Annotated in this window: 17 protein-coding genes and 2 pseudogenes; 15 read left to right on the forward strand and 4 right to left on the reverse strand. The window is 42.0% G+C overall.

Annotated elements, in window-relative coordinates; genetic code table 11:
* Positions 1–472 precede the first annotated feature (472 nt).
* The 3 genes from P5G61_RS13070 (at position 473) to P5G61_RS13080 (ending at position 2,474) form a co-directional block, all read left to right on the forward strand.
* Positions 473–739 carry a CD3324 family protein gene (locus P5G61_RS13070; RefSeq protein WP_301246899.1) on the forward strand — a complete coding sequence of 89 codons (267 nt, stop codon included), beginning with the start codon at positions 473–475 and terminating at the stop codon, positions 737–739.
* Positions 740–864: 125 nt separating this feature from the next.
* On the forward strand, positions 865–1,839 hold the full coding sequence (locus tag P5G61_RS13075; protein WP_301246901.1) for a phosphotransferase enzyme family protein: 975 nt from the start codon (positions 865–867) through the stop codon (positions 1,837–1,839).
* A gap of 71 nt (positions 1,840–1,910) precedes the next feature.
* Positions 1,911–2,474 carry a GNAT family N-acetyltransferase gene (locus P5G61_RS13080; RefSeq protein WP_301246903.1) on the forward strand — a complete coding sequence of 188 codons (564 nt, stop codon included), beginning with the start codon at positions 1,911–1,913 and terminating at the stop codon, positions 2,472–2,474.
* A gap of 129 nt (positions 2,475–2,603) precedes the next feature.
* Here P5G61_RS13080 and P5G61_RS13085 read toward each other — a convergent pair whose 3' ends face one another.
* The 3 genes from P5G61_RS13085 to P5G61_RS13095 all read right to left on the reverse strand — a co-directional run bounded on the left by P5G61_RS13085 (position 2,604) and on the right by P5G61_RS13095 (position 6,174).
* Positions 2,604–3,740: an alpha/beta hydrolase gene (locus P5G61_RS13085; RefSeq protein ID WP_301246905.1), complete on the reverse strand. Its 1,137-nt coding sequence runs from the start codon at positions 3,738–3,740 to the stop codon at positions 2,604–2,606.
* A gap of 117 nt (positions 3,741–3,857) precedes the next feature.
* Positions 3,858–4,517 carry a TetR/AcrR family transcriptional regulator gene (locus tag P5G61_RS13090; RefSeq protein ID WP_301246907.1) on the reverse strand — a complete coding sequence of 220 codons (660 nt, stop codon included), beginning with the start codon at positions 4,515–4,517 and terminating at the stop codon, positions 3,858–3,860.
* A gap of 691 nt (positions 4,518–5,208) precedes the next feature.
* Complete coding sequence (locus P5G61_RS13095) at positions 5,209–6,174, reverse strand: NAD(P)-dependent oxidoreductase (protein ID WP_301246909.1); 966 nt, start codon at positions 6,172–6,174, stop codon at positions 5,209–5,211.
* A gap of 349 nt (positions 6,175–6,523) precedes the next feature.
* On the opposite strand from P5G61_RS13095, the gene P5G61_RS13100 reads away from it, so the two are divergent.
* Positions 6,524–6,793, forward strand: a complete 270-nt coding sequence (locus tag P5G61_RS13100; RefSeq protein ID WP_301246910.1) for a hypothetical protein — start codon at positions 6,524–6,526, stop codon at positions 6,791–6,793.
* Positions 6,794–7,395: 602 nt separating this feature from the next.
* Here the strand turns inward: P5G61_RS13100 and P5G61_RS13105 are convergent.
* A pseudogene (locus P5G61_RS13105) lies at positions 7,396–7,892 on the reverse strand (type I methionyl aminopeptidase); the annotation flags it as partial.
* A 168-nt stretch (positions 7,893–8,060) separates the two neighbouring features.
* Between P5G61_RS13105 and P5G61_RS13110 the strand changes: the two are divergent.
* The 11 genes and pseudogenes from P5G61_RS13110 (at position 8,061) to P5G61_RS13160 (ending at position 23,249) form a co-directional block, all read left to right on the forward strand.
* The gene (locus P5G61_RS13110; protein WP_301246912.1) at positions 8,061–9,512 is read left to right on the forward strand and encodes an amidohydrolase family protein; all 1,452 of its coding nucleotides are present in this window, start codon (positions 8,061–8,063) and stop codon (positions 9,510–9,512) included.
* A 792-nt stretch (positions 9,513–10,304) separates the two neighbouring features.
* The gene (locus P5G61_RS13115; protein ID WP_301246913.1) at positions 10,305–10,841 is read left to right on the forward strand and encodes a hypothetical protein; all 537 of its coding nucleotides are present in this window, start codon (positions 10,305–10,307) and stop codon (positions 10,839–10,841) included.
* Positions 10,819–12,063 (forward strand): sensor histidine kinase, encoded by a 1,245-nt coding sequence (locus P5G61_RS13120; RefSeq protein WP_301246914.1) that lies wholly within the window; start codon positions 10,819–10,821, stop codon positions 12,061–12,063. Before P5G61_RS13115 ends, P5G61_RS13120 begins: the two co-directional genes overlap by 23 nt.
* Positions 12,038–12,307 (forward strand): response regulator, encoded by a 270-nt coding sequence (locus P5G61_RS13125; protein ID WP_301246915.1) that lies wholly within the window; start codon positions 12,038–12,040, stop codon positions 12,305–12,307. Before P5G61_RS13120 ends, P5G61_RS13125 begins: the two co-directional genes overlap by 26 nt.
* Before the next feature lie 39 nt (positions 12,308–12,346).
* Entirely contained in the window at positions 12,347–13,669 is a 1,323-nt protein-coding gene (locus P5G61_RS13130) for an AraC family transcriptional regulator (protein WP_301246916.1), read from the forward strand.
* Positions 13,670–13,794: 125 nt separating this feature from the next.
* Complete coding sequence (locus tag P5G61_RS13135) at positions 13,795–15,471, forward strand: type 2 periplasmic-binding domain-containing protein (protein ID WP_301246918.1); 1,677 nt, start codon at positions 13,795–13,797, stop codon at positions 15,469–15,471.
* A 63-nt stretch (positions 15,472–15,534) separates the two neighbouring features.
* Positions 15,535–16,446: an ABC transporter permease gene (locus tag P5G61_RS13140; protein WP_301246920.1), complete on the forward strand. Its 912-nt coding sequence runs from the start codon at positions 15,535–15,537 to the stop codon at positions 16,444–16,446.
* Positions 16,447–16,502: 56 nt separating this feature from the next.
* Positions 16,503–17,386 (forward strand): annotated as a pseudogene (locus P5G61_RS13145) (carbohydrate ABC transporter permease).
* Between the two features lie 32 nt (positions 17,387–17,418).
* A complete protein-coding gene (locus P5G61_RS13150) occupies positions 17,419–20,577 on the forward strand; it encodes a glycosyl hydrolase (protein WP_301246921.1) in 3,159 nt (1,052 codons plus the stop codon).
* A gap of 22 nt (positions 20,578–20,599) precedes the next feature.
* Positions 20,600–22,762, forward strand: a complete 2,163-nt coding sequence (locus tag P5G61_RS13155) for a family 78 glycoside hydrolase catalytic domain (RefSeq protein WP_301246923.1) — start codon at positions 20,600–20,602, stop codon at positions 22,760–22,762.
* Positions 22,659–23,249, forward strand: coding sequence for an alpha-L-rhamnosidase-related protein (locus tag P5G61_RS13160; RefSeq protein ID WP_301246925.1), 591 nt, complete (start codon positions 22,659–22,661; stop codon positions 23,247–23,249). The genes P5G61_RS13155 and P5G61_RS13160 overlap by 104 nt, the downstream gene beginning before the upstream one ends.
* Positions 23,250–23,582 lie beyond the last annotated feature (333 nt).

Genomic DNA, 23,582 nt, shown 5'->3' on the forward strand with positions numbered 1-23,582 from the left:
TCATACCGTGGAGTTAAAGATGAAAGCCATAGAAATGAGATTGTAATGTCGGGGGACAAGAACATAGTCCGATTACCGATTAGGCATATCTCTAATTATCTCCTAAAAAAGAAAATAACCCCTCCAAAAAGGGGTCGTAGTTCTAGGTCACGAATATAATATATGTCCCAAATTTCCCCTGAACCGGTTTTGAGATATCGGGGTATTTGTGCGGTGCAGGAAATAGTCGAGAACTAGTAATTATGAGTATTTGGGAATGCGTTACATTTATAATTTTGGGAGGGAGGGTTTCAACTGATGGGAAAATCCACAATCTGCTCCATGCAAAGTCTGTTCTATAAACAACGGCGGTTGTTTGAATGGAGCCAGAACGAAATATAACCGCTGAATCATCTCTGGCATGATGTTTACTGTTTATAGAATGACTTTGCTACCTTAAATTTTCAATAAAATTTTAAGGAGCAGAGCTATCATGAAATATGTAAATGCAGACAGCATCTTTCCGGAAGAGTTGCTAAAAGAAATTCAGAAGTACATTCACGGCCGAATGGTTTATGTCCCGACCCCTGAAAAATTGCACAAAAAATGGGGAGAAAAATCGGGGAGTAGAGAACAGCTAAGTCTAAGAAACGAAACGATCCGTCAAACATATTTCAATGGAAAGTCGATCGATGAACTCTCGAATGAATTCGGTCTTTCCTACGAAAGCATTAAGAAAATCATTTACTCTAAAAAATAGATTCACTTGTAAGTCACATCGAGCTTTCTGATGTGGCTTTTTGTGTAAAATTTGATTCTGAATCAAATTAAGTATATTTTCAATCAGCACCTTTTGTTACCATAAAATCAAAGGGGAGAGGTTAGATGGATAAAAAGATTAAACTACTATACACACAAGATATATTGAGACAGTCCGCGCAATGTTTTGGAATACGTGAAGACTCAATTTTCGAATTAAATGGGTTTCAAAATTTTGTTTATTCCGGGGTAGTTGGAGATCGAGAAGTTATTTTAAGAATTGCCCATGTCACACATCGGAATGAATTATTAACCAGAGCGGAACAAGAGTTTATCACGTTCCTGGCTGATCGCGGAATGAAAGTAGCGAGGCCCATTCAGTCTTTATCAGGAGATCTTATTCATATCATTGACGAGTCCTTTGTTGTGACAGCTTTTGAGAAAGCACCCGGCAGAAATGCAGTAATAGCCGAAGAGAGCAATACGTTTTATGAGAATATCGGTCAAATGGTCGGGAAAATACATAAGTTCTCGCTTAATTATCCGTCCCAACATTCACGCTATGAATGGAATGATAATGCCCTATTAGCCTCATTTAAGAAGTATTGTCCGTTAGAATTACACGATAACTTTGATCGTTTAATTACTGAAGTTAGCGCTTTACCCAAGGAAAAAGATACGTACGGTCTTATTCATGGGGATATCAGCCCTGGCAATTATCTTAATGATGGGGACAAAGCCTTTATTATTGACTATGACGAAGCGGAATATAGCTGGTTTGTTTCTGATATTGCTACACCATTATTTTATGAAATCCCTATTCCGTGGGTTGTATCTGGAGATGTAAGGAAGGAGATTACAAAGCGTTACTATTGCAGCTTCTTAAACGGCTATTGTAAGGAAAATACTGTGAGTCAAGGTTGGTTAAACAAAATCCCATTATTTATTAATTTAAGGCAAGCTAGAGTCTTAGCCGCGCTCTATAGAAGCAGAGATTTTAACGCTCCTGATTGGAGCGAATGGGATGAGCAAGCCCGACGATTTTATTATGAAAATTTGTTAAATAACACTCCTTATATTGATATGGACTTTTTATGCTAAAGGGTACGATACTTTAACAAAGCCAGAAAAGGGAAGGGATATGTTATGATAAAAATCTGGAGGCGAATGAGATGCTGGAATTAGAGTTTACTACTATAGAGGAGTGGGATGAAGCATTGTGGGCGCGGATGGAGCGAATCTATCATGAGGCTTTTCCAAGCGGCGCGAAGACAAAAGCAATTCTGCGCAGTATGCTGGACCGAGGGATTGGTTATTTACACACGGGCGTGCATCAAGGAGAAGTGGTTGCGATGGCTGTTACTGGACTGGAGGGGAGGGCAGCGAACCGCATCGTGATCATCGATTACCTCGCGGTTGAACAGAAGCTGCGCGGGTCAGGCATCGGGACTTGGATGCTGGAGCAGCTCAGAGCCTGGGGGTTAAGTGAACACGGCATCAAAGGTATGATTATCGAGGCGGAGTCCGGGACAACGGAGGCTCATCAGGAACGCATTCAGTTCTGGCAGCGCAACGGGTTCATTATAACCTCCTATGTTCATCAGTATAGAATGGTGCCAGAGCCGTATCAGGCCATGATGCTGCCACTGGATGGAAGCACACATGTGCCTGATGATGGTGAAGCACTGTTTCGTTATATCAATGCTTTTCATAAGGTTGCTTACCGGAAGAGTTAGACCGACATTTATTCTGTCAACGATGCCTGAAATATGAGAGAGCCGCTAACTGTGTAATAGGGTTAGCGGCTTTGTGGTCTGTACGGCTAGCTCTTTAATATGCGTTTATCAGCAAATTTCTCGGTTATGTCACTTGTTGCTGGTCTTCTTGATCAAGTCCACGCCATCGTATACCAGACTTTCCACACTTGCTGCCTTCTGCAGGATGTAATGATCAAAAAAGTTCTTCGTATAGTCAGTAACAAGATTTCGCATCTCCATAGCATCCCGTTCGCCTCTGATTTCCTCATTAACACTGGTAAACACGATGTCGCAGTAATCTAAATGCGCAACACGATCAACAGAGAAATAATAGGTTTCCATGCTATTGTTAGCGCCAATTATCGCATTCATATTATAGTTAGGTTCACAAAACAGTAGCAAGAACGGTTTCTTAAGGTCGCTGTCGAGAAGGCCGAACGCACCACTATCGAGGCCTATCCCGCAGGCGAACCGGTCGTCGTCCCGGCAAACAATCGCCGTCGTAAGCCCTCCATAAGAATGTCCGACGATGCCCATGCCGATGTCAAGCAACAATCTGCCCTTAAAGATGGAATTCAGCTCTCCAGAGTCCAGTTTGTAAAGATAATCGGCTACATACCTTACATCTTCTGCCTGTAATTCACTATACTCTGTTAAGTTGGCAATTATCGGCAGTGTAAGCACGTTACGGCACATCTCAATGGCAGTTTCGTCGTCAGGCCGCATCTCCATCTTACCAGCCAACGCCAGCATCCCCGGATCTTCAGAAAGCGCTGTAATGACATCCGAAAAATCCTTTGATACATTAAACAGGCGCCCATCTTTACGCTTATACATCGTGCTATTCGGATGGCCGATGCTTACCACAACATACCCTATGCTTGCCAAGTCTGTACAGATCACGGTACCCCATTCCGGAGAACCGCCCCCGCCGCATACATAGAATAACACCGGATAGCGCTTTTCCTTACGGGAGACAGCAAGGTCGTCGTAACACTGGGTCATGATATCTATAGAGAAAACATCCTTCAACGCAGTGGCAAGTGGCTGCTCATTCAACATTTCGTAGACTTCAGGAAACATGTACGTTGATGTAGTCTTACCTTCGCTGCTGTCGGACGGATAGTACACAAACGACGTCAGTTCTCTTTTTGAGTGATCTGATGCTGTGTACTCAAAATCCATCTGGGTTCGACCGACAGTATAGCTGCCAATTGGTTCTGGAAATGCATCATACGTTTTCATTTTCTTGTTCCCCCTTAATTAATAAAAGTGGCGGATGTGAAATACATACATTGCGCGCGCTATGAGCGCTTTTTCAAAACAGTAAAACCATTACATTCTATCTTCAGTGAATCATATCTACTCATTGGCTTTCTTGAAATCTCTAACAATTTCAGAATATTTATGATCTTCAAGCAGCCCATGGCTCATAAAGTCAGTAAAGTACTTGCTAATCTTATTTTGCAGCGTAGAGTCCTTAATATTGAACTCCCTATAAAACATGACTAAATTAAACTGCATTGACTCAAACATAAATGAGATCAGGTCGTCGTCAATATCAGGTCGGAGGTATCCATCCACTCTCATTCGGCGCAAAATGTCCTTAATCAAGGGGAAAGACTCGCCCTTTAGCACATTCAGATATACTTTAAGTAAAACGTTCTCAGGAATGTATAAAAATGTTTTAGTGAGTTTGATTTCCAGCTCATTCAATGGCTCAGTCACAGTGCCATTAACGTTACCAAATAAGCCAGTAAGGAAAAACCGGTAAAGGGAATCTTCATTACTGTTATTAAAATACGCAGCTCTTTTCTGGGTCACATTACGTACTAAGAGACAATAAAGGTCATCTTTGTCTTCAAAATACCGATAAAATGTTCCGGGGTGCATGGACAAACTATCCAAAACCATCTTCATAGTTATATCCTCGTAAAGATGATCAACAAAAAGATGCATAGCGTTATTAGATATTTCCTCCCGCCTTGCTTCATCTAAACGAATGAAAGAATTTTTTGGCATAAATTACTCCTTAATGTATGGTGTGAACTCATTCACACCATATCGATAATTCATTCACATGTCAAGTAGTATAGAAATATATCATTATAAAAAATTAAAACCATTGCAAAGAACATTATCCTTCCTGAAGGTAAGTTAATACCATACTGGTGTGTTTGATTTACCAAAGTTTCGAATTTGTTACTTCAATGTAACGCTGTATTTTTAGTTTCAAAGCGAGCTGACGTTCAATTCTTCTGTACATATGCCCATAGAAAAAGCAGAACACCAAACAAGGTTTGGAGGGCTGCGGCTTTTGTGCTAGATTAACGTTTTTTTTATTTTGATAAAAACATTAGAGGTGGGGCAATGGAATAATATTCTTATCCTAAAATGTCCAGGGACAAGAATATATTCGGGTTATGGATTATGATGCAGAAACAGGTACGGCTATAATTCAGCAGCGCAATCACTTCAAGCCGGGACAGGAGATTGACTCGAATGTTGGTTCACCTATATTTTGGAGCTGTAATCTGCATCATCTTATGAAGAAAATATGTGGTGATGTTTTTGTTGAGCGATTTTTCAGTAGTCTGGAATGTAACAATGCGTAAACCTAAACAATAGAAATTATATAGGATAACGACGAGAAATCTGTCGAGGGACAAGAACATACAACATGCAAAAGAAACACAATTTTATTGCACCAAAACTATAATAACTGATTGAGCTTGCTTTCAGGCTCTTCACCATTTACTACAAGTTTTATATTCTTTATAAAGAAATCATATCTTATTTTATGAAATTTCCGACCATCAGGCATTCCTGCTGTATGGGGAGTAAGTATCACATTACCCAAATTCCGGAGCTCACTGTCAATAGGAAGCGGTTCGGATTCAAACACATCCAAGCATGCGCCTGAAATATCCCCGTTTTTTAATGCATCAATCAAGTCTCTTTCGTTAACAATCCCGCCGCGGGCTGTATTGATAAAAAGAGTGGTATTCTTCATTTTCTTGAATGCCGCTTTGTTGATCAGCTGTTTGGTTTGCTGATTCAAGGGTATATGTACACTGACTATGTCCGATGTGCTTATAAGAGTATCGAAATCGGTCATTTTCACAAAGCCGTCAGATTGTACAATAGTTTTTCTTGCATAAGCCTGCACATTCATATCAAAAACCCTGCAAAACGCAGCTACTTTTTTTCCGATAGCGCCCAAACCGATAATCCCAATCGTTTTACCCTTTAATTCACTCCCTGTATAGTCCAATTGATTTTCATCCATCTTGTTTTTCATGAAAGTATCAAGAAACGGTATGTTTTTATAATAAGACAATATCAGTGCCATTACATGCTCGGCCACTGCCTGTGCATTCACTCCTGCAGCATTGGCTACCCAAATGCCGAGCTGTGTACAGGCAGGGACATCGACATTATCAAATCCAGCACCCGTCTGTACCAATTTTAATTTTTTGGCGTTAGCAAGCAGGCTGTGATCCACTTTAATATGTTCAGGGATGAGTACCTGGCAATCTTCAATATGATGCAGCATTTCTTGTCCGGGCGGGACAATTACAACGTTCCAGTCTTGTGGAAAATACTCTGCAATATTTGATTTTGAGGTCTCGCTAAAATAGCCAACTATGAGAATCTTCATTGCTAAACCACCTTTCATAACCTATACCATTCTTCGAATAAAACCCGTTTGATGCTCGTCATTTTATCCTTTGGAAAACGCGGCATCAAACTGTAGCTCACCATCAATTTGAAAATTAAGATTCACACTCTTTAATTTTATGGCTGTATTTCACATTTTATCAGACGGGAAGCAATAGTTGAATGAATACACGACAGCAGTTGGTCAGACGATCGGCTGCCGTTTTCTCAACTAACGGGCAAGATAGCAATCGAGAAGAAATCACATCAACTATACTAGGGTATAATAAAAGAAGATTTGAAATTCTCAATAGTCGTAGACTAATATTTTCATAAATAAATCCTTAAAAAGAAAGGGAATGAGCACTATGCCAAATATCGAGCACTTACAGACTGTGAATGTTCCAGCTTCAACCGTATATGAAGCTTTAACCACTGAAAAAGGACTTTCAGAAATATGGACAAATGAACTAATAGTCAGTGATCAGATCGGTTGTATAAATGAGTTCCGATTCGGAGGTAAAGGCTTAACAAAGATGCGCGTTGATGAGCTTGCTACGGATAAAAAGATTTTGTGGCAATGTGTTGATTCAGATCCAGAATGGATAAGAATGGATAGGTACGACTATTTCTTTTGATATTGAGGAAAAAAATGGGAAAACTTCAATCGTATTTCGTCAGATGAATTGGAGGGAATTGACCGCATTTTATCGTTTATGTAATTATAACTTGGCTATTTTTTTGTACAGTCTTAAACAGTATTGCGAAGAAGGTGAGGGTCTTCCATATCATAAACGAAAGTTTTAGAACCCCTGAAAAAAACGGATGGGTCGACTAAAGACATGATCCCGACAACTGGTTTCGGAGGTATTGGGTAAGTACGACGATGTAGGTCAGCCAAACCTTCACAACATTTCGTTGAACTAACGGGAAACGTTAACTAATAAAACGTGGTCATTCAATTAACTATGTCAAAAGAAGAAGAGAAGTTAAAGCGTTTTTTAGCTAGAACTTACAATTTTCATACTATACGATGTCGAGGGACAAGAACTTGTACCGGTTACCGATTAGATGGGAAACTAAATGAAAAGCGATGTCGTATATCTAATCGTTATTTGGCCCGTAAATTTATTAAACTAACGGGCAAGTTAGCGTAGAGAATAATACTTGTTAGACGGAGATTGAGTAGCATAATTAATCCATTCTGAAGTCGACCATTTCGTTGGTCGACTTCTTTTTTCTATTGCGCGGTCAGTATTTGTGTACCCTCAGCTGTGATGGCGATCGTATGCTCGTATTGAGCGGCGAGCTTGTTGTCCATCGTCCGTGCGGTCCAGCCGTCAGAATCAAGTGTCATGAAGTTGGTGCCTTCGGTGATCATGAGCTCAATCGTTAACACCATACCCTCCTTGATCCGGAGACCTTTTCCGGGCTTGCCTACATGCATATACAGGTCACGGCCGATGCCATGGGCTAGAAGGTCGCGCACGATACCGAAGCCGTGCGATTCCGCATGCCGCTGAATCGAGCTTGTTACATCGCCGAGTCGATTGCCGGGCTGCACCTGCTCGATGCCTAGGTCAAGACATTCCTTCGTGACGCGCATCAACTTCTCGGCCATCGGTAGATTTGCCCAACCGCATAGCTCCAAGCCGAATCGCCGAGCCAACCGTCTAGCTCCGCGACCGTGTCGATCGTCACAATATCGCCTTCCTCAAGTGGGTTAGGGACGTTGTGCACACTCGGATTTAACATTTGTCAGAACTCGGTTGCTGTCGCATTAATGGATTCCTTTCACCGATTCAACTGTAAGGTTTTTGTAAGGATTTATTAATAAATAAGCAGGATTTTTACTTTACGATTAAATCATACCCACAATGATTCATAACTACGAGGAGGACAAAGATGAGTTTAATAGAGGAAAAGCGATATTTAAAGAAGTTACTATTTGGATTCATGGCATTATTAATTATGTTAACAGGATGCACAGGTCCCAATTATGCAAGCAATGAGCCTGAGTCTAAACAGACGCTGGTGATTCAGCATGCGACGATCGTGGATGTAAGATCCGGTAAGTTGGTCAGTGATCAGACGATTACTATTACGGAAAATAAGATCAGTCACATTGGAAACAGCGAGGACGTAGACATCCCCGATTCCGCACAGGTAAGGGATGCTAAGGGACAGTATGTTATTCCTGGCCTGTGGGATATGCACGTCCATCTGGAAGAAAATTATAAAAATGCTTTCCCACTCTTACTGGCTAACGGAGTGACTGGAGTAAGGGAGATGGGGGCATCACTCACAAACGTCGATCAGTGGAACAAAAGTATTCAAACCGGTATGACCGCCCCGCATCTTGTCTATGCGGGTTTGATCTTAAATGGAGGTCCGGCTGATGAAGCCCCTCATATGGTTTATTTAAAAACAGAGGAAGAAGCGCGCGAAGCCGTACGCCTTAATGCGGAGAAAGGTGCAAGTCTTATCAAGGTATACTCCTGGCTTCCGCGTTCTCTGTTTCTGGCGGTCATGGACGAAGCCAAAAAATTCGGTTTACCGGTAGGCGGTCATTTACCAGTAGAGGTGCGGGCTAGCGAAGCTGTTCAACTGGGATTCAAGAGCATTGAACACTTGCACGGTTTGTTTATTGCTACTTCGAGCATTGAGGATGATATTTTTGAAAAGGCCGACATGAGTGATTTGCTCGGTTACTCGTTGGCAGAAATAGAGGCTTCCCAACACTATGATTCTGAAAAGGCAGACAAGCTCTTCCGCACTTTCAAAGAAAAGGAAGTCTGGCCTGTCCCGACCATGGTTACCTATTTGAATATGGCAAAAACTGAAATCGATCCGCGTTCCAAATACGTACCGACTGCTGTACAGGAAAACTGGGCTGAAGTGATTAGCGCGACTCCTCCCGAACAAATGGAATTAATGGCGGCTATTAATTCTACAACGCCAGTTATGGTCCAAAAGTTGAACGATGCCGGAGTACCGATGCTTGCAGGCACAGATTCCAGCTACGAAATGACGAACTTTATATACGGTGTTTCCTTGCACGATGAACTCGAAATGTTAGTGAAAAGCGGCGGCCTCACACCGCTGCAGGCCTTGCAGACAGCAACGCTGAACCCTTCACGATATTTGGATAGAGAGCAGGAGCTAGGAACTGTAGAAGAAGGAAAGCTCGCCGATCTCGTGCTGCTTAACAAGAACCCGCTGGAGGACATTCGGAACACGACAAGCATATCCGCGGTTGTCTTGGACGGAAAGTTAATGGAGAAGCAAACTTTAGACCAATCGGTTAAAACATATCCCGTGATACAGGTTGCCGATATAAAAGATAAGCTGGAATGATCCGGACATTTGCCAATAAAGCAATTCTTCATAATCATTAATATTATCAAGCCCTTCCCTTCCTGAATAAGAAGTGGAAGGGTATTGTCTATATTTTGGGGATTATTAGGGTTCAGCAGAGAAGGCAAGTTGCAAGGGGATAGTGCTCGATTAGCTGTATTGAGGTAACGAAGATCGTCGTGAGGACAAACGGCCTCGAATTTATGCTAAGTACAAGTAACCCGGTAATTCCGTATCTTCATATGGAATAGACACAATCTCCCAATGTTGATCAAGTAAAGAAAGTGCCTGCCTGAATGTGCTCTGGCTCAATCTCCATGTTTCAAGAATACGTTTGTCCCCCGGATTACCATGGAGAAAATAGCTAGAATAGTTCGGATAAAAGAATCATTACCATATTACTAATCGGTTCTTCTCCTCGTTAATTCATTATGCTAACGATCAAGTTAGTTTAACAAAAAGGGAACCTATAGGTGAATGGTTAATAAGGTTTGAGAATGGAAATGGAACGTCAAGCGAAGTAGTCGGTTTGGTCTATGAGAAAAAAAGTATAGGAGCAATTCAAAAGCGCTTGTATGATATTAATGTTCATAGTCTAGCAGTAAAAAATAATGTTGATTACGAAGTAACTAGACAGTGTTTCAATACTGATATACCATTTCCAGTAGTTGCTTACTACTCATTGATGAGGCATATTATTAATCATTTGGACTAGACGGAGATAATCCGTTGTAAAGTGCCATCTCGGTGCCAGTCATAAACGATTATATAGAATTACGAGGAGTTGACGGGTTGAGAAATAAAAATACGAAATGGCGGCTATCGATTAATAAACGTTTGATCATAGCGTTTATCGTAGCGACATTTCCAATATATCTGCTTGCAGCGATACTGTACAACTGGACTTCTGAATTGCTTCGGAAAGATATTATAACCTCGACTGAAACTCAGTCCCAGAAGTATCTAAGTGAGATTAATAGTACTCTTAACCGCTTTAATTCACTCCAGTACGATATGCTTAACGATGAATATGTAATCCAGTTTGCTAATGCCTATGACACACTTGAGTCCTATCACAAGATTCAGCTTATCCATTTTTTGAGATCCAAACTTGTATCCATTCGAAATAGCAGCGACTTCATTGTGGATGTACGTCTGTATCTAACCAAACTTGATATTGAAATATCCGCAAACGACGGTTACGGTCAGTTGAAAGATACAGATATCTCTTCTGAAAAGCTGAAAGATCCTTATCATCTTATTACCTATAATGACAGATTACTTAGCGTCGCATATCCTCTTGAAAGTGAATATACAACCCCCCCCTGAAATCATCGTTGAGATCGAAATGAGAACGAGTGAACTTCATCGAAGCTTCGAAGCTGCTTTGGAAAAAGAATATTCTGGAGCGATTGTACTCGGACTAGGTAGAAACACCAAAAATATGATCGTTGTGAATGATGACAAATTAGAACAGTCAATCACACGGTACTATGGAGAAATGAAACAATCAACGCAAGAATCTTCACCAATTCAAACGAATAAAGATTATATTTTTGTAAAATCTTCTCTGGCGGAAAATGACTTGTATATAGATCATTATTTGTATACGCCAACGATGTTTGAACCTATCTCCAAATCCATTGTCTGGTTCTGGCTGTTCTTCGGACTCACCATTCTAATGGTTGCTCTGTACCTGTACTACATCAACAAAATCATTAATAAGCCCATGGTGAAGCTTGTTCGCGCGTTCAAGCGAATTGAAGAGGGAAATTTGGAACTCAATATTCAACATAATAAGGAAGATGAATTCGGTTATTTATACGAACGTTTCAATGATATGTTAATCAATTTGAATATTTCAATAGACGAGATCTATAATCAGCGGATTCATCGCCAAAATGCGGAGCTTAAACAACTGCAATCACAGATTAATCCTCATTTCCTCTATAATTGCCTGTTCAGTATCATTCGCCTTATTAAAATGGAAAAAGACAAAGAAGCCGTGCATTTCACGGATCAGCTGGCCAAGTATTTTCAATTCATAACGCGCAATTCCAGAGATACAGTCCCCCTTGAGAATGAAGTGGCACATGCTCGTAATTATGCAATGCTTCAATTAGCCAGATTTTCAGATCGGGTGACTGTAGATTTTGGCGAATTGCCGGTCAATATCAAGGCTCTATCGGTTCCACGCCTGATTATTCAGCCTATAGTTGAAAATGCATTCGTTCACGGCTTGGAAAATGTGATAGAAGGAGGCATTCTTAGAGTTTCGTTCCTGGATGAACCTGAACAGATCGTGGTTCTTGTGGAAGATAACGGTGAGGACAGTGAGGATGCTATAAAAAAACTGTCTGCTCTCCTGTCGTCTACGCAAGATGAACAAGAGATTTCGGGTATTTTGAATGTGCATAGAAGACTACAATACAAATACGGACCAGAAAGCGGGATAAAGGTTAGCCCCAGTGATCTAGGTGGAGTAAAGATCGAACTAACTATTGCACGGAAAGAGGCGAGTATCGATGTACCGGATGTTAATCGTGGATGACGAGCAACTGCTTTTGAATGGATTATACGAATTGTTTCTGGAGGCTGAAGGCCACAGACTTGAACTCTACAAAGCTTCGACTGCATTGGAGGCTTTAAGAGTGATGTCGGAAAAGCGGATTGATATTCTATTGTCAGATATCAAAATGCCCAAGATGTCAGGATTAGAACTTGGTGATCAGGTAAAACAGCAATGGCCGGAATGCAAACTCATATTTCTTACAGGTTTCGATCAATTCGATTAAGTTCATCATGCCATTAAGCAAGGTGCACAGAACTATATAATGAAAGCAGAAGGAGACGATGCGATCGTAGCGGCGGTTCGTACAACAATTCGTGATTTGGATGAGCAACAGAAGATGGACACTTTAATCAAACAAGCACGTGATATACAGAAAGAACATGCGGAGCATCACCGCCTCATCTACCTATCTGACTTATTGGAAGGCTTACAGTCACAGGAGGATCTAACACTACAACACTTGGAGGCAAAGGGGATCAAACTTGCCATAGACCGTCCCTTTGTTATGGCTGTTTCAAGATTGGATCTAGCGAATTCTTCGTTACGAGCATCAGAGAAACAATTACTCTTCACGGCACTGCATACCGTTTGTGTTCGGTTCATGTCACCCTATTCCGAATTCACAGACGTTGTATATAACCGGGAATATTATGTTTTCTTCATTCAATCCCGTGATCACTCCGTGCAAGCTGATGAGCAGTTAATAACCTTTCTAAACGGATCTATTGAATTGATTCAGCAAACATTAGAAAAATCGACGGGATATACATTTTCATTTGCACTCACAGATCGATCTATTGCTTGGAGCGATGTAGTCAAGCAGTTTGCAGTTCTCAAAGCATTCTTATCTCGATATTATGATGCCAAAAAAATCATCGTGAGGAATAACAACTTTACAGGTTCGGAAAATCATGATGAGGAAGAGGTACGTGGGTTCATTGAGGTTTTTCATAAGAAGGCAAATGCTCTAGAGACGTACATTGAATCTGGACGAAGAGATGAAGTTCAATTTATATTGTCGGAACTGTCATCTTACGCAGAGTGGGAGGCAATTGATGATATGCGATACATGGAGATGTATTGCGCGGTAGCACTTCGCATTCTGACATCTGCCAACAAATTGGGACTCGACCGTGATACTGCAGTTGCTTCCCATATGTCCAAGCTTTTGCAGCCCTCATCCATTCTCATACGCAAAGAAGGCATCAAGACATTACAGCATATCTTAAACCAATTTGAACATTACCACTCCTCTCAGTCTTCTAATATGCGTATGGACGTACTCTGGAAAATTAATCAGTACATTGAAACACATTTAGGTGGTGACCTTTCCGTATCCAATCTTGCGGAGCAAGTGTACCTGAATCCGGATTATCTATCGAGAATGTTTAAACAATCGAAAGGCATAACCCTTACGGAGTATATCGCAGCTTTGAGGATTCAAAGGGCAAAAGAACTACTCACGGATCCAAGAAACCTCGTGCAGGATATCGCCAAATCGCTTGGATTCACTTCGGCTGGTTATTTCAGTCGATTCTTTAAGAAAGAAACCGGACAAACCCCGCAGGAGTTTCGAACATCTTAAAGATGCAAGGTAAGGTATACGTTGTCGGAAGAATACAAGGAATATCGTATTTTTGAAATCGCTTTCTTTTCCTCTGGGAGGTAAGCTTATCTTGTACATAATATTGATTGACTGGAGGAGTATACATGAGGAACAAAAACAGAAAAGTATTCTCTTTTGCTGTAGTAATGATGATAAGTCTCTCACTTCTGGCGGGATGCAGTTTGAACAATACAAACAATGTATCCAATAATGACGGCGTCAGTACAGCAACAAATCCCCCATCTGATCCGATGGCTAAGTATGATCCACCCATTGAACTGACAGTTGCTATATCAATTGCGGACGCGATCGCCGACGGCTTTTCTGAAGAGAAGTGGGAGAATAGCGAATGGATCAAAGCCTATCGGGATGAGCTTGGTATTATTGTTAAACCGCTATGGTACACCAAAGGTGCGGATGCAGGAAAGCAGAAAATGAGCGTTGCTATCGCATCAGGTGATATACCGGATCTTGTAGGTGCTAGTCTGGAAAATCTTGCAACGCTGTCTAAGACCAATCTATACACCGATTTAACGGATGTTTATAAAAATTATGGAACGCCTTTGACAAAGGAGATCATTACCGAGGAAGGCAACACAGCTCTTGAGTCAGCAACCTTTGGAGGGAAGTTGATTGCTATTCCATCGACTAGCTCATCTATTGATAGCGCTTCCTTTTTGTGGGGACGCCAGGATTGGCTGGAAAAGTTAGGTCTGCCGAATCCAAAGACGACAGATGAATTATATACGGCTCTCAAGGCAGTTGCTGAGCAAGACCCTGACGGTAATGCTAGGAAGGATACTGTTGGGCTCATGCTGAGCAAAGATTTTCTTACTCCTGGTTTGGCTGAAGCAATCGGATTATTCAATGCCTTCGATGCTTATCCGAAAACGTGGGTTCGTGGAACAGATGGTAAGCTTGTGTACGGTAGCGCACAGCCAGAAGTCAAGGATGCTCTTGCATATCTTAACAAACTGTATAGTGAAGGTTTGATTGAGAAAGACTTTGGCGCGAAAGATTCAGGCAAGGCGGCCGAGTTGGCTGCTGCTGGAAGAGTCGGTTTTAACTTTGGCCAAATGTGGAATGGTATGTTTCCGTTACAGCAGACAAAGGATAATTTCCCGGACTCCAACTGGATGGCTTACCCAATCGTATCCAAGGACGCACAACCTGCTAACCCTCAAATCCAGTTAAATGTTGAGAATTACTATGTGATGCGTAATGGATACGAGCACCCGGAAGCCATTATGAAACTGATTAATTTCTGGACAGAGTTGAACTATGGAGATACGTCCCCCGAGGAATACAACCGATTCTTGGGTCCTGAACCAGCTCCGGGACATCATTATGCCGTTGCAAAAGCGTGGAAAGCGAAAAAGAACCTTCAAGGTCATCTCAATATAACAGAAGCTTTCAAAACGGGAGATGCCTCTAAATTGAATGCCGAAGAAAAAGGATACTATGACAATATTCAAAAATACAAAGACGGAGACAACGCCAACGCTCAATACGAGAAGGTGTTCGGCGAAACCGGTTCGTTTAAATATATGAACGAATATGTAAATCAAGATCTATTCAAAATGAATGAGTTCTATGGTGCACCAACGGATGCCATGAAAAATCGGTTGAAAACGATTGAGCAGGCAGTTATTGAATATTACACAAAAGTGATCATGGGATCCGACTCACTGGATAATTTCGATAAATTCGTTGATCAATTGAATAAACTCGGCCTCGAAGAAGTTACGAAAGAGGTCAATGATTGGGACGCAGCTAAGTGATGATGAATAGGAGAACTACGCAGTTCCTCTATTTTTATAAAAACGGATGGAGTGTGCACACACATGGAGCTAAAAGGAACCCGTAAACGTCGGTTCTCTACAGGTGCTTACCATATCATGCTGCTGCCGGCGGTCATTCTGGTTCTCATTTACAGTTATGGGCCGATTGTTGGCATCGTTATTGCATTTCAAGATTTTGTTCCCTCAAATGGATGGTTTAACTCAGAATGGATTGGATTCGATAACTTTAAGTATGTATTTGGTATGCCAGATACGATGCAAGTTATTGGAAATACTTTATTAATTTCGTTGTTGAAAATGATCGTTGGCATCATATTTCCTCTTGGTTTGGCGATCTTGCTTAATGAAGTTAAGAACGTTGTATTCAAACGAACGGTTCAGACAGTTGTCTATATGCCGTATTTTATTTCCTGGATTATTTTATCTGGCATACTAATCGACATACTGTCACCTTCAGGTGGCATTATCAATAATTTTCTAGGACTTTTTGGTGTTGAACCTATTTATTTTTTAAGCGATGGTGCATGGTTCCGCTTTGTAATTGTTGCTTCGCATATATGGATAGAACTTGGTTTTGATACGATCGTATACTTGGCCACAATTCTAAGCATCGATAAGTCTTTATATGAAGCAGCAGCGTTGGATGGTGCTGGACATATAAAGCAAATGTGGCATATTACACTTCCCGGCATGAAACCAATCATCGTATTACTTAGTGTCCTAAGCCTTGGAAATATATTAAATGCAGGCTTCGATCAAGTTTTCAATCTGTACAGCCCTCAAGTCTATTCCAGTGCAGACATTCTGGATACGTATGTGTTCCGGATCGGCATGGAGCAGATGCAGTATGGTGTAGCAACAGCTGTGGGACTTTTCAAATCGTTCGTGTCATTTATCTTTATCTGCACCTCCTACCTGCTCGCATATAAGCTCGCGAATTATCGCATTTTCTAATTGGAATTCACGAGTCATAAGGATAATTTCTCTCAATAAATAAGGAGGCTGTATACATGATCGAACGACGCACGCTTTCTCGTAAAGTATTCCTATATGCAAACTACATTTTCTTAACCCTATTTTCCATCACTTGTTTATTCCCTATTATTCATATGGCCGCGTTATCCTTCAGTAGTAATGCAGCCGTTTCAGCTGGATGGGTGACGATTTGGCCTGTAGGTTTCACTCTGGATTCCTATACGTATATTTTCAGTAACAACATCTTTATGAGTACAGTACTCGTTTCCTTTCAAAGGGTGATTCTCGGGGTTTCCTTAAGTTTAACCCTAACTGTTCTTGCTGCTTATCCGCTCTCAAAATCCAATTTGAAGTTTCGTTCCAGAACGATATACTCCTGGTTTTTCGTTGTAACAATGATCTTTAATGGAGGATTAATACCAACCTTCATGGTAGTTAAAGAGACGGGGCTTATGGACACCATCTGGGCTCTTGTCATCCCTTCAGCGGTTAATGTATTTAATATTGTGCTCATGCTTAACTTTTCCGTACTCAGCCGCCAGAGCTAGAAGAATCTGCCCAAATGGATGGCGCAGGTTCCTGGCGAACATTATGGAGCATTTACTTGCCAATATCTAAACCATCCTTAGCAACAATCGCACTATTTTCAATTATATTTCACTGGAATTCTTGGTTTGATGGCATGATCTATATGAACTCACCGTCCAACTATCCGTTACAGACCTATTTACGAACCGTTATTGTATCAAGAGATTTAACCAATATGAATGCGAGCGATTTATCACTTATTGCTAATATTTCGAATCGCACAGTCATGGCAGCCCAATTGTTCGTGTCAATGCTGCCAGTCTTATGTATCTATCCTTTCCTGCAAAAGTATTTCGTCAAAGGTATCGTGCTTGGCAGTGTAAAAGGTTAGGGTTAATCAATCTGTACATTGTGAGGTGACACATGAATTGGGACATATTGAAACGTGCTTTTTTAGATCCGGGTCATTCGTTTCGTTCGGTTCCATTCTGGGCTTGGAACGACAAGTTGGAGCAGGAGGAGCTGAATCGCCAGATTGATGGTTTCAAGGAACAGGGCATGGGCGGTTTTATGATGCATGTGCGTGAGGGCTTGGAAACACCCTATCTGAGCCAAGAGTTTATGCACCGGATCAAGGACTGTGTCGCTAAGGCGAAGGAGTCAGGCATCTCTGCCTGGTTGTACGATGAAGATCGATATTCCTCAGGGATGGGTGGTGGAATGGTCGCGAGTAAAGGCGGCGATAAGGTGCGTGCCAAGGCACTGACGCTAGATATGAGCCGCACCTTTGAACGAGAAGATACATCCATTGGAGCCATATATCACGCCATCATAGCAGGGGGAAGTATCACGAGGCTGAGGCAACTGCCAGAGAATGAGATCGGAGTGGATCTTGATGGGGGAGATGAGATCTATCTCATCTTCCGTGTGAGAATCGCTGATAAAAACGACTGGTGTCATGGCGACACCTACACGGATCTCATGAATCCTGACACGGTAAAGTTATTTATTGAGACGAACTATGAACCTTACAGGGAGGCAGTTGGAGAAGAATTCGGAAAAACGGTTCAGGGGATATTTACCGATGAGCCGACAATCCAAGGTTTTGCCGAACGTATGAATGAACCAGAATTGACTTGGATTGCATGGAGCGAAGTGTTTGCGCGCGAGTTCGAACTCAGAAGAGGGTATTCCATATGGACGTTGCTTCCATACTTCTTTTTTCAAGGCACTCTTTCACCACAAATACGTTACGATTACTGGTTGACCGTGACCGAAACGTTCAGCGAATCGTATACGAAACAAATCGGGGAGTGGTGCCAAGAACATGGTGTTCAGTTCACCGGACATTTTCATTCCGAAGGTAGCATCGTCGGACAGACTCGTCATAGCGGTTCAGTTATGTCTCATTATCGATATTTGCACATACCGGGTATTGACACACTGGGAGAACAGACAAAAGAACATTTAACGATCAAACAGGTGTCCAGTGTTGCGAATCAGCTTGGTAAGAAACAAATAATCACCGAAACTTACGGTGTGACAGGCTGGGACTTAACTTTTGAGAGTCGAAGATGGATCGGGGATTGGCAATTTGCTTTAGGCATTAACCTATTGACCCATCATTTATCCTGGTATTCACTCAGAGGATGTCGTAAGCGGGATTATCCGCCATCCTTCAATTATCATACGAACTGGTGGAATCATAATCGGCGCATGGAGGATTATTATGCAAGACTCGGCTCGGTCTTAAGTGAGGGAAAGTTAACTCGGAATGTGCTCGTTATTCATCCAGCCTCGTCGGTATGGTCACATCTAGGACAAAATGTGAACATATCCTCATGGAAGAATACAGCCGGTAATGAATCAATGCTGACAGACTACGATAAGTCGTTCAACGAATTCGTCAACCATATGGTTGAATGGCATGTCGATTATGATCTGGGTGATGAGCTTATGATGAAAGAGTTCGCCAGAGTTGAGAAAGGGCAGCTATACGTGGGTGAAGCAGAATATTCACTCGTTGTTCTACCTTCACTTCACAATGTAATGTCCTCAACACTCGAGATATTGCTTTCATTTATGGACAGTGGAGGTATTGTTGCTGCATTTGGGGAAGTGCCGTACTTAATAGATGGTAGGTCGGAGAATCTGCAACGTTTGGATGAGCTGTATAAGCATAGCCACTATATTCAATTCAAAGATTCTGCTGAACTGACCCCTCTGTTGAACGAGAAAACATCACGTGCCGTAAGCATTCAGGATAAGGATGGCATGGAAGCGAAGCATTTTCTGCACATGCACCGCCAGGTACAACATGGCTCGACTGTTTTTATTGTAAATAATGATCGGAATAACACTCATCAAGTGGAGATCTGTATTTCAGAAGGGCAACACCTGGAAGAATGGGATGCTTGGTCGGGCGAAATGATTCCACGTCCAGTTCATAAGAAAGATGGCAAGATACGCTTCAGCGATACATTCGGACCAGCACAGTCCAGGCTGTATATTGTGTCATGCACTTCAACCCATCAAGAGGCAATGGCAACCGTTATCAACGATGAAATGCCTGACGTGAATCATGTATCTGATCAAGATCATACCATGTTTGAGATAAGCAAGGAGTATATTTCAGAGCTACAACCTGTCTCGTTTGAAAGAACCGCTCCTAATGCGCTTATTCTTGATCAATGCCAGTTTCGCATGGGGAATGAACCATGGTCCGAGCCCATGGAGGTGTGGAGGGCCCAACGTATGATTCGTGAACGACTGGGTATGCGTCAGGTATTCCACAACGGAAACCTGCAGAGGTACTTTTGGGTTCATGAGGAACATCCGGGCAATGAAACCCCGCTGGAACTCAGGTTTACCTTTGCGGTTGCCGATGTGCCAGCGAATGATGCATTTGTGGTATTTGAAGATGCACATCGTTTCGATTTTGAGCTTAATGGCAACCGCTTGGATAAAGAGCCAGAAGGATATTATTTGGATCGGCGTATGCAAAAAAATAAATTGTCAGGATTACATGAGGGCATTAATGCGTTAAATGTTCTGATCTCGTATTGTAACGATATGGAGTTGGAGAATGCATATATTATTGGAGATTTTGCTGTCGACCCTAATCGTAAAATAGTGATTGAGCCTGACAATCTAACTTACGGCGACTGGCGTAAACAAGGCTATCCCTACTATTGTGGCAGTATGAACTATGATTTTGAGATTGAAAAGGGTATCGAATCAGTTAACGGATACAGACTGGAGTTTGGTAAATATGCGGCTGTTCTCCTTGATATCAAGTTGGACGGAACAACAGGTAAGACCATTCCGTGGAAATGTGAGGCATGGTTTGACATAGATCAAGGCCTCCTGACGGACCAAAAGAATAAAGTCGTGGTTGAAGTCGTTGGAAGTCCAAGGAATCTGTTCGGTCCACTTCATCAACAGGAGACCCATCCAAGCTGGATTGATTGGTGGTCATTCCACCCCGAAGATGAAGATTATACATTAGAGTACCAAGGCACTCCCTACGGTTTATTAGAACCCATCAAACTTCTACGTAGTAACAAGAAGGTTCGAGATTAGTGATAGAAGGGAGGCCTTACGGATGAAACCGGTGAATTTAAGGATCAATAATTATTATTCTCCTTTGGGTATTGATACAAATGTTCCCGTATTGGGCTGGCAGTTGGAAAGCACAGCGCGTGAACAACACCAGGCGTATTACCGAATCATATTCGCAGAACAAAAAGCTGATATTGAACAATACAAAAATTTGCTGTGGGATAGCGGGAAAGTAAGTTCTTTCGAGCAATTTGGCATTCGTTATGAAGGTCAACAACTAAAAAGTGTAACGACGTATTACTGGAGAGTGGCAGTCTGGAATCAGCATGGGAAAATGTGTTGGAGTGATCCTGTGTTGTTATTTACCGGTTATCTATACGATGAAACATGGAGGGCGAATTGGATCGGAAAAGGGGATGCAAAGCCATTCTACGCCCGAACTGAATTTTCAGCAAAAGGGAATATAAAGCGAGCTTACGCACTCGTTTCGGGACTTGGTCATTTCAAGTTATTCATGAATGGAGAAAAAGTTGGCCCCAACGAAATGGACCCAGGCTGGACCCATTACGAAAAGTCCGTACAATACGTATGCTATGACGTGACAAACCATATACGAGAAGGCACGAATGTCATTGGACTATCGGTCGGCAACGGATTTTATGCAGGCGACGCAGGCGACCGTCATTTCTACACGATTGGAAAAGGGTACGAATCATATGGAAGCGAGTTACTTGTCATTGGGGAGTGGCATATTGAATATGAGGACAGTTCCATACAGTATGTACAGACCGAAAGTGAACAATGGAAGGTTTGTGCCAGTGCGACTACTTTAGCTAATGTATATGGTTCAGAAAATTTCGATGCTCGGTTGTATCCGGAAGGTTGGTACGAATCGGTATTTGACGATTCTACATGGTCTAAAGCAAAGGTGGTGGTCTCTCCCAAGGGGAAGTTGGTAAGCCAGAACCAGCCACCAATTATAGTGAAATCCGTCTACGATACGATTTGCATTGAGGAACCTAAAGATCAAATTTATGTTTTTGATTTAGGACAGAATATGTCAGGCATGTTCGAAATCTATGTCAGCGGCCCTGCCGGAAGTAAAGTAACCATTAAACCTGGGGAGCTAAGGAACGAGGATGGAACTGTTGCCACGCCTTGGGATATTGTGACGTATTCAGAATATACGCTATCTGGAACAGGTGAACTGGAAACCTGGAAGCCCGATTTTTCATGTTATGGGGCAAGATGGGTACAGATAGAAGGCTGTACGCGTGACCGTACAGATCCATCGAAACCATTTATTCATGACGTAAAAGGACATTTCGTCACGTCAGCATCACCCGATGCGGGACAACTGGAAACTGATGATTCCCGTATTACCAAACTGGGTGAGATTATAATCAAGGCGATCGAAAGTAATCTCCAAAGCGTGCATTCCGATTGCCCTACCATTGAAAAACTGGGCTGGATTGAGACGGCAAGTCTGATGGGGCCATCCATAATGTACGTCAAAGCGGTTGAAGAGCTCTGGCTGAAAATTACACGAGATATGATCGAAGCACAGACAGAAGAGGGGTTAATTCCTGATATAGCACCTGAATACTCCAAATTTACGGAAGGGTTCCGGGATTCGATTGCCTGGGGTAGTGCAATCATTCTGGTCCCGGAATTACTGCTGCAGACGTATGGGAATCGAACTGCACTGGAAGAAGCTTATCCGGCTATGAAGAAGTATTTGAATTATTTGAGGTTAAAAGAAGTGGACGGTGGGCTCATACAGCATGGCCTCGGTGATTGGGGCATCGTACCACAAAGTGGCGGAGATTATATCGAAAATGTTGAAACGGCCTTCTATTATGAGTGCTATACGTTAGTATCCAAATTCGCTTCCACGCTTGGGCTCGATGACGAATCTGCCTATTATGAATCAGAGTCGGCACGTGTGAAGCGACGTTATAATTCCAAGTTATTACGTCAGGTCACAGAAGAAGGCCGTTACGCTTATTGCAAGTTAAATGGTGAGTTTGATCCGCTGAATCAAGTCGTACAGGCCATTCCGCTCTACCTTCAAGCTTGTGGAAGAGGAGTATCAATCCGATGTGGAAGCTGCGCTATTACAGGCCACATCCGGGAGACAACTGAAGTCAGGGGAGATTGGACTACGCTTTTTATTTGGTGCTCTGGCAGGGATGAAACGAAATGATATCGTCTTTGATATGATGATGCAGCCAAAACATCCAAGTTATATTCGATTTGTTGAGCGTGGAGAAACTGCGCTGCCCGAATTTTGGACGGACGATTCCCGTTCTCGCAACCATGATATGATGGGACATATTCTGGAATGGTTATATAAGGAATTGCTCGGAATATCATCGTTAAGTGACGCCTACAGAGAGATCCTCATTGCACCTGGCTGCTTCGATCGAATTCAATATGCCAGCGGTAGTCACTGCTCTATTAGGGGCAAGATCCAGTGCGAATTCAAGTTGGAAGGTCGTGGCTATCAGTTAACAGTGACCATTCCTCCAAATACTCGTGGCAGGGTTAAGTTACCTATTATTTCAGATCGAGCAGTGATTATGGAGGAGGGAAATCCAATCGGTTATGATTATGTGCAAGAGCGTGGTCGTCCATATGCAATAATCGGAATTCAATCGGGAAGTTATCGGTTTACAGTGGATGGACAGTAATATAACGTTAGTGAAATAAGAGAAGGGATGTCCCTCAAGGTCGTAATCCTTGTGAGACATCCCTTCTTAAATATGAAAAGCTGCTGCTGATGTCGAGGGACAAGAACATATTCCCATTAAAGTCGCTATTTTAGCGGTTTTTTTTTTTATTGGTACAAGTTGGTGTCCCAACCAAAGGACAAGAACATAGTCCGATTGTCGATTAGGCATTTATCTAATTCAATATAAAGTGGGGATATAGCCCAAAATACAATAAGTATTTGGGTACGGATAACATTTAGCAAATTTTTCATTTAGAAAATATTCCAAGTATATGGTATAACTCTTCTTGCT

Origin of the sequence: Paenibacillus vandeheii, assembly GCF_030433635.1 — a bacterium.
Taxonomy (GTDB): Bacteria; Bacillota; Bacilli; order Paenibacillales; family Paenibacillaceae; genus Paenibacillus; species Paenibacillus vandeheii.